This window comes from Streptomyces sp. NPDC006265 (assembly GCF_040613555.1).
In the GTDB taxonomy this organism is placed as follows: Bacteria; Actinomycetota; Actinomycetes; order Streptomycetales; family Streptomycetaceae; genus Streptomyces.
Genome location: NZ_JBEXSH010000208.1, coordinates 1 through 11,355 on the forward strand (window position 1 = coordinate 1; position 11,355 = coordinate 11,355).

At 72.2% G+C, this 11,355-nt stretch carries 7 protein-coding genes; 1 reads left to right on the top strand and 6 read right to left on the bottom strand.

Annotated elements, in window-relative coordinates; all coding sequences use genetic code 11:
* Nucleotides 1-17 precede the first annotated feature (17 nt).
* The gene (locus ABZ281_RS18615) at nucleotides 18-344 is read right to left on the bottom strand and encodes a hypothetical protein (RefSeq protein WP_078615418.1); all 327 of its coding nucleotides are present in this window, start codon (nucleotides 342-344) and stop codon (nucleotides 18-20) included.
* 164 nt (nucleotides 345-508) lie between these two features.
* Nucleotides 509-2,704 (bottom strand): ATP-dependent DNA helicase UvrD2, encoded by a 2,196-nt coding sequence (locus ABZ281_RS18620; protein WP_356656762.1) that lies wholly within the window; start codon nucleotides 2,702-2,704, stop codon nucleotides 509-511.
* A 183-nt stretch (nucleotides 2,705-2,887) separates the two neighbouring features.
* Here ABZ281_RS18620 and ABZ281_RS18625 point away from each other — a divergent pair, with 183 nt between their 5' ends.
* Entirely contained in the window at nucleotides 2,888-3,130 is a 243-nt protein-coding gene (locus ABZ281_RS18625; RefSeq protein ID WP_003992805.1) for a mycoredoxin, read from the top strand.
* 153 nt (nucleotides 3,131-3,283) lie between these two features.
* Here the strand turns inward: ABZ281_RS18625 and nudC are convergent, their stop codons facing one another.
* From nudC to ABZ281_RS18645, 4 genes are all read right to left on the bottom strand, one after another.
* Nucleotides 3,284-4,228, bottom strand: a complete 945-nt coding sequence (gene nudC, locus ABZ281_RS18630; RefSeq protein WP_356656764.1) for an NAD(+) diphosphatase — start codon at nucleotides 4,226-4,228, stop codon at nucleotides 3,284-3,286.
* Nucleotides 4,229-4,404: 176 nt separating this feature from the next.
* Nucleotides 4,405-5,808: a dipeptidase gene (locus ABZ281_RS18635; protein ID WP_356656766.1), complete on the bottom strand. Its 1,404-nt coding sequence runs from the start codon at nucleotides 5,806-5,808 to the stop codon at nucleotides 4,405-4,407.
* Nucleotides 5,809-5,818: 10 nt separating this feature from the next.
* Complete coding sequence (locus ABZ281_RS18640; RefSeq protein WP_356656768.1) at nucleotides 5,819-9,397, bottom strand: ATP-dependent DNA helicase; 3,579 nt, start codon at nucleotides 9,395-9,397, stop codon at nucleotides 5,819-5,821.
* Nucleotides 9,398-9,518: 121 nt separating this feature from the next.
* Nucleotides 9,519-11,355: PD-(D/E)XK nuclease family protein (locus ABZ281_RS18645; protein ID WP_356656770.1), on the bottom strand; the 1,837-nt coding region annotated here is incomplete at its 5' end.

Genomic DNA, 11,355 nt, shown 5'->3' on the forward strand with positions numbered 1-11,355 from the left:
GTCGGCCTGATCTGCGATCAGGCTGGATCACTCCAGGGTTCTGGCCCACGGAAGGCCCACATCTGGTGGTGCTGCGTCGTCTGCTTCCGGAATCCGGCACCGGTCGCCGTAAAGGCATAGGCCTGTGCCTGTGCCACTACTGCCGCTTCCAGTGCCTTGGTCGGTCGCTCATTGCGCTCGCGGACGGGAAGGCCCGCGGGAGCAGCGGAGGAGGACGCCGGACGGACGGCACGAATGCCGGACAGACCGGTGCCCAGGTTCGAAACGCCGAGCATGCACGCGGAGACGGCCGAGCGATCGGTCATTTTCACGATGCTGACAGAGCTGGTGTTGATGCTGATCACTGGACTCGCCTCCTCTCGGCGTCTCGGGGGACTGGACGAACCAGTCCTGCGGATATGCAAGTACAACACGGAATCAGGGCCTCCGAGAAGGCCGCTGTTCTCGTGCCTAAGAACCTAGGGGGATTGCTGGGGCATGCGCAAACTATTTTTTCGACGAGTTCGTGTCAGTCCTGATCTGCGCTCTGAGCGAGTGACTGGCCTGCGCAGATGGCCAGTACGTCGGCCCCGTAGCGGGTGAGCTTGCGCATCCCCACGCCCGGGATGCGGGCGAGCTCGCGCTCGTCGTCGGGAGCGGACTCGGCGATCGCCATCAGGGTCCGGTCCGTGAACACGCAGAAGGCGGGCTGGCCGCTGCTGCGTGCCTGGTCGGCGCGCCATTCGCGCAGCCGCTCGTACAGGCCTTCGTTCATGTCGGAGGGGCAGTCGTCGCAGCGCATCAGCTTCATCTCGCCCGGGTCTGTCAGCGTGCGGCCGCAGACTCGGCAGCGGGCGGGAACTCGCTGAGCCCGTTTCGGGGCGGACTCCCTGATTCCGGGGATTCCGCGCTCGATTCCGCCCGCCCCGCCTGCGGTGGTGCGGCCCGTGGTGGCCGTCGAACCGGGACGCAGTCCGTCGAGGAAGCGACTGGGGCGGCGGTTGGGGCGGCCACCGGGTGAGCGGGAGAGCGCCCAGGAGACACGGAGGTGTTCGCGCGCGCGGGTCACACCGACATAGAGGAGGCGGCGCTCCTCCTCGATTTGTTCGTCGGTCTTCGCGTAGGTGATCGGCATCATGCCTTCGGCCACGCCGACCAGGAAGACGACGTCCCATTCCAGGCCCTTGGCCGAGTGCAGGGAGGCGAGGGTGACGCCCTGCACGGTGGGGGCGTGCTGGGCGTTCGCCCGTTCGTCGAGTTCGGCGACGAGATCGGCCAGGGTGGCGCCCGGTTTGGCGGCGGCGAAGTCCTGGGCGAGGTTCACCAGGGCGGCCAGGGACTCCCAGCGCTCTCGCACGGCGCCGGAGCCGGCCGGTGGTTGCGTCGTCCAGCCCTCTCCCGACAGCACCGCACGCACCTGGGAGGGAAGGTCGACGACGTCGTCGAGGAGGGAGTCGTTGCCGCCGAAGCGGGCCGCGCCCCGCAGGGCGATGCCCGCTTTGCGCACCTCCGGGCGGTCGAAGAACCGCTCGGCGCCGCGCAGCTGGTAGGGCACTGCGGCGTCGGCCAGGGCCTGCTCGTAGGTCTCGGACTGCGCGTTCGTACGGAAGAGGATCGCGATCTCGGAGGCCGGGATGCCCGAGTCGATGAGTTCGCGGATCCGGCGGGCCGCGCCTTCCGCTTCGGCGGGCTCGTCGGTGTACTCGGCGTAGACGGGCTCGGGCCCCGCGGCGCGCTGGGAGACGAGCTCAAGGCGGTGGTCGGCGGCCCGGCCCCGGGCCTGGGCGAGCAGGCCGTTGGCGAGGTGCACGACCTGGGGGGTGGAGCGGTAGTCGCGGACCAGTTTGACGACCGTGGCACCGGGATGGCGGGTGCGGAAGTCGAGCAGATGGTCCGGGGTCGCTCCCGTGAAGGAGTAGATCGTCTGGCTGGCGTCCCCCACCACACACAGGCTGTCCCGCTCGCCCAGCCACAGTTCGAGCAGGCGCTGCTGGAGAGGGCTGACGTCCTGGTACTCGTCGACCACGAAGTGCTGGTACTGGGCACGGATCTGCTCGGCGATGTCCTGCCGGTCCTGCAGGACGGCCACGGTCAGCAGCAGCACGTCCTCGAAGTCGATGACGGACCGCTCGCGCTTGACGTCCTCGTAGGCGGCGTAGAGCTGGGCGATCTCGGCGGGGTCGCGGGGCGACTCGCGGCCGGCCTTGGCGGCGGCGGGCGCGTAGTCGGCGGGGACGGTCTGGGTGACCTTGGACCATTCGATCTCGGCGGTGACGTCCCGCAGCTCACCCCGGTCGAGACGGATGCGGCAGGCGGCGGCCGCGTCGGCGACGAGCTGGATCTTGCGGTCGACGAGCCGGGGCATGGAGCCGCCGACCGCTTTCGGCCAGAAGTACTGGAGCTGGCGCAGGGCGGCCGAGTGGAACGTACGGGCCTGGACGCCTCCGGCGCCGAGCTGGCGCAGCCGGCCGCGCATCTCCCCGGCGGCGCGGTTGGTGAAGGTGACGGCGAGGACGCTGGAGGGATGCAGGATGCCGGCGCGCACTCCGTAGGCGATGCGGTGGGTGATCGCCCGGGTCTTTCCCGTGCCCGCGCCCGCCAGGACGCACACCGGACCGTGCAGGGCCGTGGCCACCTCGCGCTGCTCGGGGTCGAGCCCCTCGAGCACCGCGTCGGCGGAGTCCGGTACCTGCGGGAACAGGGTGGAGTGCGTTGCTGCTGTCACACAGCCATGCTGCCAGGTCGCGGGAGACGGCTGCGCTGGTTGTCCACAGGCACGCACCGATAGTCGTATCAATGCGGCAGGCGTCACGTCGGGCCGGGCCCGGGGCACGGGAATGGTGGACGTTTCACATACGTTCCCTCACTGCGACCACCCGCCCCGAGCCAACGAAGGAGCACGAGACACATGCTGGGCACTGTGACGATGTACAGCACCACGTGGTGCGGCTACTGCCGCCGGCTGAAGAGCCAGATGGACCGCGAGGGCATCGCGTACACCGAGATCAACATCGAGCAGGACCCGGAATCCGCCGCGTTCGTGGAGAAGGCGAATGGCGGAAACCAGACGGTGCCCACCGTCCTGTTCCCGGACGGCTCGACGCTCACGAACCCCTCGCTGGCTCAGGTGAAGCAGAAGATCGGCGCCTAGTCGCCGTGTGCCGGTGCGGAGAACGCGGCTCCTGAGGAACTCAGGGGCCGCCTTCTCGTGGTCGGTCCCGGCAGCCGTCCGGGACGGCGGCCGGCACCGCCGGATGGTGGTGGGCGTTGTGGTTCCGGTACGGGTCGGTCACCAGCGGCTCCGTCAGGCGACGCTCCGCGTCGGGAGCGGCTTGCCGTACCAGAGCTCGATCAGGCGGGCCGCGATCGAGATGCCGTAGGGCGGGAGCACCTCGCCGGACTCGAAGGCGGCGCGCAGCTCCTCGCGGGAGAACCAGCGGGCCTCGTGGATCTCGTCGCCGTCGACCTCGATCTCGGTCGAGGTGGCGTGGGCCATGAAGCCCAGCATGAGGCTGGACGGGAAGGGCCAGGGCTGACTGGCGACGTACTCGACCTGGCCGACGCTGATACCGACCTCCTCGAGGACCTCGCGGCGCACCGACTGCTCGATGGACTCACCGGGCTCGACGAAGCCGGCCAGCGTCGAGAAGCGGCCTTCGGGCCAGTGAACCTGGCGGCCGAGCAGGACGCGGTCCTCCTCATCGGTCACGGCCATGATCACGGCCGGGTCCGTGCGCGGGTAGTGCTCCGCGCCGCAGGCCTGGCAGCGGCGGATGTGCCCGGCGGCGGCGATGACGGTGCGATCGCCGCAGCGCGAGCAGAAACGGTGGGTGCGCTGCCAGTTCTCCAGCCCCACGGCGTGCATCATCAGGCCCACGTCGCGGGCCGACAGCAGCGCGCCCGCCTCGCGCAGGCCCGCCGGGCGCGCCGACTGGTCCATGCGCCCGGGCAGGGAGTCCTTCTGGAGGGCGAAGTAGCTGACGCCGTCCTCGTCGTTGCCGAGGAAATAACGGTGTGCCTCGGTGAGAGGGGCCTCGAAGGACGGGGTCATGACGAGTTCGGTGCGCCCGTCCGGCGTCTCGTCGATGAGGACCTGTCCGCCGGAGACCACGAAGCAGCGCGTCGTCGGGTGGCTCCACGCCGCCGCGAGCCAGGCCTCGTCGAGCCGGTGGTGGGCGGCCCGGTCGATGCCGCTCGGGGCGGTGAGCGAGATGGGGCGGTCGGCGTTGGGGTCGGTCCAGGTGGTCACGGGTGCTTCCAACTCCCCGGTGGAACGGTCGGGTTCGGCGGGCGGTTCAGGGGGACGTACGGCGGGCGGCGACCGGGTCCGGCGGGCTCGGACGGTGCGGGGCGGCGCTTCCAGTGTGCCCCGCGCGTGTGCCCGGCCCGGACGGAACGGGACGCTCAGGGCTCAGGGCGAGACGCTCAGGGCTCAGGGCGCCAGTTATCGGCGAGGTCACCCCACAGGTACGCGGTGGTCTCGACGCCCTTGAGGAGGAGGTCGAGCTCGACTTTCTCGTTCGGGGCGTGCCAGCCGTCCGAGGGGACGGAGATGCCCAGGAAGAGCACTGGAGCGCCGAGGACGTCCTGGAGGTCCGCCGCCGGTCCCGAGCCGCCCTCGCGCGTGAAGCGGACCGGCTTCTCGAAGGCCCGGCCCATGGCGCGGGTGACCGACCGGAGAGCCGGGTGGTCCAGCGGCGTCAGGCACGGGCGCGTGGCCCCGCTGAACGTGGTGTCGCAGCGGATCCCGGGCGGCACCTGCTGCTCGGTCCAGTCCCGGACGGCTTTCTCCACATGGCCGGGGTCCTGGCCCGCCACCAGGCGGAAGGACAGCTTCAGCAGGGCGGAGGCGGGGATGATCGTCTTGCTGCCGGGGCCCTGGTACCCGCCGCCGATGCCGTTGACCTCCGCGGTGGGGCGGGCCCAGATCCGCTCCAGAGTGGTGTAGCCGGCCTCCCCCTGGGCTGCGTACGACTTGGCCGTGCGCAGCCACTGCTGTTCGTCGAAGGGCAGTTCGGCGAGGAGTTCGCGCTCGCGGTCGGTGAGGTCGACCACGCCGTCGTAGAAGCCGGGGATCGCCACGCGTGCCTGCTCGTCGTGCAGGGCGGCGACCAGGCGGGCGGCGGCCGTCGCCGGGTTGGGCACCGCGCCGCCGAACGACCCGGAGTGGATGTCCTGGTCGGGACCGTGCAGGCGTATCTCGCACTCGGCGAGGCCGCGCATGCCGGTGCAGACCGTGGGGGCGTCCTCGGACCACATGCCGGTGTCGGAGACGATCACGGCGTGGGCGGTGAGCCGCTCGGCGTGCTGCTCGACCAGGGCCCGGAAGTGCGGTGAGCCGGACTCCTCCTCGCCTTCGACGATCAGCTTCAGGTGCACGGCCGGGGTGCTTCGGCCGGTGGCGGCGAGGTGGGCGCGAACGCCCAGGGTGTGGAAGAACACCTGGCCCTTGTCGTCGGCCGCCCCGCGCGCGTAGAGGCGGTTCCCGCGCACGACCGGCTCGAAGGGCTCGCTGTCCCAGCCGTCCTCCCGGGTGGCCGGCTGCACGTCGTGGTGGCCGTAGACCAGCACCGTGGGCGCCTTCGGGTCGTCACAGGGCCATTCGGCGAAAACGGCGGGCGCACCCGGGGTCTGCCAGACCTCGGCCGTCGGGAAACCGGTCTCCTTCAGCTTGGCGGCGAGCCAGTCGGCGCTGCGTCGTACGTCGGGTGCGTGGTCCGGCTGGGCGGACACCGACGGGATGCGCAGCCACTCGGCCAGGTCGTCGAGGAAGGCGGCGCGGTGCTGCTGGATGTACGTACGGACGACGCTGTCCGGGGTCTGGCTCATGGTCACGAGCCTATCGGCCCGCACCGGCGTCCTCGGAGTGCGGTTCCTCACCGGGCGGCTCCTCGCTCAGCAGCCGCTCCAGTGCCGCGCGGTCCGGAAGGCCGTCGGGGCGGACGACCTCGCCGCTGCGTACGTACAGGAACGCGGCCGTGACGGACTCCGGCGGTACGCCCTGCTGCTCGGCCCACGCGAGGCGGTAGACGGCGAGCTGGAGGGGGTCCGCGGTGCGTGAGCGGTTGGTCTTCCAGTCGACGATCTCGTAGGTCGCGCCCTCGCCGTCGCCCACCTTGTAGACGGCGTCGATGCGGCCCCGTACGACGCGGCCGGCGAGCGCGAGCTGGAAGGGCGCCTCCACCCGGTAGGGCGTGCGGTGCGCGTACTCGGTCTGCTCGAAGGCGTCCTTGAGGGACTCCAGGTCTCGTTCGTCGGCGATCTCCGCCTCGCTGCCGGGCAGCTCCTCCGGCTCCAGCATGGGCAGCGTCAGCTCTTCGAAGCGGGCCTCGACCCAGGCGTGGAAGCGGGTTCCGCGGCGGGCGGCCGGCTGGGGCGGCCGGGGCATGGGGCGGGCCAGCTCCTGGGCGAGGCCGTCCGGGTCGGCGGCCAGGAGCAGCAGCTGGGAGGCCGTGAGGGACGTGGGCAGCGGGACCTCGGTGACGCTGTCCCGGACGCGCAGGAGCTCTCCGGTGAGAGCGTCGAGGTCGCGGTCCCAGGAGGCGACGGTGCGGGCCTCCTCCGGGGTGAAGTGCGGCGTGCGGTGTCGCTGTGGGTCCTGAGGTTCCGGTGGTCCCGCCTGGTGGGGGACCGTGGGGCCGTCTGCCGACCGTGCGTCCCCGTCCGCCGGCCATGTGACCCCCTCCGCCGCTCCCTCTGCTTCTGCTTCTGCTTCTGCTTCTGCTTCTGCTTCTGCTTCTGCTTCTGCTTCTGCTTCTGCTTCTGCGAACGCTTCTTCGTCAAAGGGGGCGTCGTCGAAGTCGAACGGGTCCGGTTCGTCGTAGGGAGGCTCGTCGTCCTCGGGGGGCGGCGGCCACTCCGGGTCGTCGACGGCGTCCAAGTCGTGCGCGGCCGCGGGATGCCCGGCCTCCTCGGACGCGACGTACTCCAGGTGGGCCAGGACGGTCTCGGCGGCAGCGCGGCGGCGGGCCAGGGCCGCCGCGTCCAGGGGCAGGGGCCACACCTGGTCTGCCGTCGCCTGGTGCAGGGCCGGGTTCTCCTCGTCCTCGGCGGGTTCGTCCGCCCAGGCCTCGATCTCGCCGTACCCGGCTTCGCAGTGCTCGTAGAGGGCCTGGAGGAACGCGGACGGTCCCCGGCGCTTCTTCTGCGTGGGCCCCCACCAGTGGCCGGAGCCCAGGAGGAGGGAGCGGGGGCGGGTGAAGGTGACGTAGCCGAGGCGGAGTTCCTCGGTGTGCTGGTGCTCCTTCATGGCCTCGTGGAAGGCCTTCAGGCCCTTGGCGTCCCAGGACTTCACGTCGGGCAGGGTGTCGGCGTCGCCGCGCAGCTCGTGCGGCAGGACCTTGCCCTGGGAGGTCCACTTCTCGCGGCCCTTGCTGCTGGGGAAGGTGCCGGTGACCAGGCCGGGGACGATCACGACGTCCCACTCCAGTCCCTTGGACTTGTGGGCGGTGAGCACCTTGACGGTGTTCTCACCGCCGGGGAGGGCGTTGTCGAGGCCCTTCTCGTATTGGGCGGCTGTGCGCAGGAAGCCGAGGAAGGCGAGCAGGGATGTCTCGTTGTCGCCGGCGGCGAAGGACGCGGCGACGTCCAGGAAGTTGGACAGGGTCTCGCGGCGGCGGGCGGCCAGGGCGTGCGGGGACGCCGACAGCTCGACCTCCAGGCCGGTGACGGCGAGGACGCGGTGCAGGACGTCCATCAGCGGGTCGGCCAGGGAGCGGCGCAGCTCGCGCAGTTCGGTGGCCAGCCGGGCGAAGCGCACGCGGGCGTCGGACGAGAACGGCAGTCCGTCGTCGTCCCCGCGGCCGTCCAGCGGTGTTTCCAGGAATGTGTCGAGGGCGTCCGCGAGGGAGATCACCTCGGACGGGTCGATCCCCTCGACGGCCTCGGCGAGGCGGCGGTCCTGGTCGTCGTCGTCCGCCACGCGCGCGTGGGCCACGAGGAGCCGGGCGCGCCGCCCCAGGAGGGCGAGGTCGCGCGGGCCGATGCGCCAGCGCGGGCCGGTGAGCAGGCGTACCAGGGAGGCGTTGGCGCCGGGGTCCTGGAGGACCTCGCAGACGGCGACGAGGTCGGCGATCTCGGGCAGGTGCAGCAGCCCGGACAGGCCGACGACCTCGACCGGGATGTCCCGGGCGACCAGGGCGCCCTGGATCTCGGCGAAGTCGGTCGCCGTGCGGCACAGGACGGCGATCTCGCCGGGCGCGGTTCCGGTCCGGACGAGGTGGGCGACGGAGTCGGCGGTCCAGTCGATCTCCTCGGCGTGGGTGGGCAGCAGAGCGCAGCGGACCATGCCGTCGCGCTCGGCGCCTGGGGCCGGGCGGAGGGCCTCCACACCCGCGTGAAGGGCGCGCAGGGGCTCCGCGAGGCCGTTGGCGAGGTCGAGGAGGCGGCCGCCGCTGCGGCGGTTCTCGCTGAGGGCCTGGCGGGTCGCGGGGCGGCCGTCGGCGTGGGCGAAGTGCTCGGGGAAGTCGTCGAGGTTGGCGACGGAGGCGCCGCGCCAGCCGTAGATCGCCTGGCAGGGGTCGCCGACGGCGGTGACGGGGTGGCCGGTGCCCTGGCCGAACAGGCCGGCCAGGAGGACGCGTTGGGCGACCGACGTGTCCTGGTACTCGTCGAGCAGGACCACGCGGAACTCGTCGCGCAGGACGCGGCCCACTTCGGGGATCCCGGCGAGCCGGGCCGACAGGGCGATCTGGTCGCCGAAGTCGAGCAGGTCCCGCTCGCGCTTGGCGGTCCGGTAGCGGGTGACCAGCTCGGCGAGTTCGCGTCGGGCGTCCGCCGCGTCGGGAACCTTGCGCAGGTCGGCGTTGCTGAGCTTGGCGCCACGCAGGGTCAGCAGCAGTTCGGCGTCGTACGCGCGCAGTGCCTCCGGGCGCACGAGGTGCTCGGAGAGTTCGGAGTCGAGGGCGAGGAGGTCGCCGACGAGGTCCGGGAAGGAACGGGTCAGGGCCGGGTAGGGGCCGGGGGCCTCGCGCAGGACGCGTGCGGCGAGCTGGAAGCGGGTGGCGTCGGCGAGCAGCCGGGACGTGGGCTCAAGGCCGATGCGCAGGCCGTGGTCGGTCAGCAGGCGGCCCGCGAAGGCGTGGTAGGTGGAGATCACCGGCTCGCCCGGGGGGTTGTCCGGGTCGATGGCGTCCGGGTCGGTGACGCCCGCCTTGACCAGCGCCTTGCGGACGCGCTCGGCGAGTTCGGCGGCGGCCTTGTTGGTGAAGGTGAGGCCGAGCACCTGCTCGGGGGCGACCTGGCCGGTGCCGACCAGCCACACCACGCGGGCCGCCATCACCGTCGTCTTGCCCGAGCCGGCTCCGGCCACGATCACCTGCGGGGCGGGCGGCGCGGTGATGCAGGCCGTCTGCTCCGGGGTGAACGGGATGCCGAGGAGCTCCTTGAGCTGTTCGGGATCGGTGATACGAGCGGGCACATCGAAAGGCTAGCGGCGGGCACTGACAGCGGTGACCGGACCGGCCTCCCGGGGAGGAAGAAGCACAGGTCAGCACACATGGTGCGATAGCTCACCCCATGACGGCTCATTCCACGACAGCTCACTCCACGACGTGACGCCCCTCCTGCCGCGCGCTGCACGAGGCTCGGAAGGCGCAGTGGGTGCAGTGCTGCCCGGCGGTCGGCGTGAACCGTTCGTCGAGGACCTTGCCTGCGGCGGTGGCGAGCAGGTCGCCGACCCACTCCCCCTCCAGCGGCTCCTGGGCCTGCACCTTGGGCAGGCTCTCGCCGCCGTCACGCTGGGCCGCCCCCTGCCGGAGGTGGACCAGTTCGGCGCCGCCCGGCTCGGGACGTACACCGCCGAAGGCCTCGTCAACGGCGCCCTCGCGGACGGCGAGCTGGTAGACGGCGAGCTGCGGGTGGCGCTCCACCTCCTTGGAACCGGGCGCCTGCTTGCCGGTCTTGAAGTCGACCACGTAGGCGCGGCCGTCGCCGTCGGCCTCGACCCGGTCCATCTGGCCGCGGACGCGCACCTGGTAGTCGCCCGCTTCGAGGGTGACATCGAAGTCGTGCTCGCTGGCCACCGGGGTGCGCCCGGTGCGGTTCATCACGTGCCACTGCAGGAATCGTTCGAGCGCCACGCGCGCGTTGTCCTTCTCCTGGGCCGACTTCCACGGCGCGTCGAAGGCCAGCGCGTTCCACACGGAGTCGAGGCGTTCCATGAGGACCGTGAGGTCGGCCGGGGTGTGCCCGGAGGCGACCTCGTCGGCGAGGACGTGCACCACGTTGCCGAAGCCCTGGGCGGCGGTCGCGGGCGCGTCGGCCTTCACCTCGCGCCCGAGGAACCACTGGAGCGAGCAGGTGTTGGCCAGTTGGTCGAGCGCGCTGCCGGAGAGCACCACGGGCTGGTCGCGGTCGCGCAGTGGCACCTTGGACTCGGTCGGCTCGAACATGCCCCACCAGCGGTAGGGGTGCGCGGACGGCACAAGGGGGCGGCCGTCCTCGTCGGCGAGGGCGGCGAGCCGGGCCAGGCGGCGTGCGGCGGCCTCCCGGAGGACGCCGGAGACGCGCGGGTCGACCGTGGTGGCGCGCAGTTCGGCGACGAGCGCGGCGACGGACAGCGGGCGGCGGGGCCGTCCGGTGACGTCCTTGGGTTCGACGCCGAGTTCGGTCAGGAAGCGCGAGGGCTGGTCGCCGTCGTCCGCGGGGGCCTTGACCGCGGTGACGACAAGGCGTTCACGCGCGCGGGTGGCGGCCACGTAGAACAGGCGGCGCTCCTCGGCGAGCAGCGCGCCGGGGGTGAGGGGCTCGGCGAGTCCGTCGCGGCCGATGCGGTCGGCCTCCAGGAGGGAGCCGCGGCGGCGCAGGTCCGGCCACAGGCCCTCCTGGACGCCCGCGACGACCACGAGGCGCCACTCCAGCCCTTTGGAACGGTGCGCGGTCATCAGACGGACGGCGGCGGGGCGGACGGCTCGCCGCGTGAGGGTGTCGGCGGCGATGTCCTCGGCGTCGATCTCCGCCAAGAAGTTCAGGGTGCCCCGGCCTCCGGTGCGTTCCTCGGCGCGGGCGGCGGTGGCGAACAGGGCGCAGACGGCGTCCAGGTCGCGGTCCGCGTTGCGCCCGGCGGCGCCGCCCCGGCGGGCGGCCCGTTCCAGCCTCGAGGGCCATGGCGTGCCTTCCCACAGGTCCCACAGCGCCTCCTCGGCCGTGCCGCCGCCGGCGAGGCGTTCGCGGGCCTTGTGCAGCAGCGCGCCGAGGCGCTGGGCGCCACGCGCGTACGTGGGGTCGTGCACGGCGAGGCGCTCCGGCTCGGCGAGCGCCTGGGCGAGCAGCACGTCGGAGGGCGGCGGCAGCCCATTGCCGGCGGCCCGCTCCTCGTCGCGCAGGGCGCGGCCGAGACGACGCAGGTCGGCGGCGTCCATGCTCGCGAGGGGCGAC

Bases quoted from the DNA above. Each gene is read 5' to 3' on its own strand.
- ABZ281_RS18625 (WP_003992805.1), top strand. From the start codon at position 2,888: ATGCTGGGCACTGTGACGATGTACAGCACCACGTGGTGCGGCTACTGC.
- ABZ281_RS18635 (WP_356656766.1), bottom strand. From the start codon at position 5,808: ATGAGCCAGACCCCGGACAGCGTCGTCCGTACGTACATCCAGCAGCAC.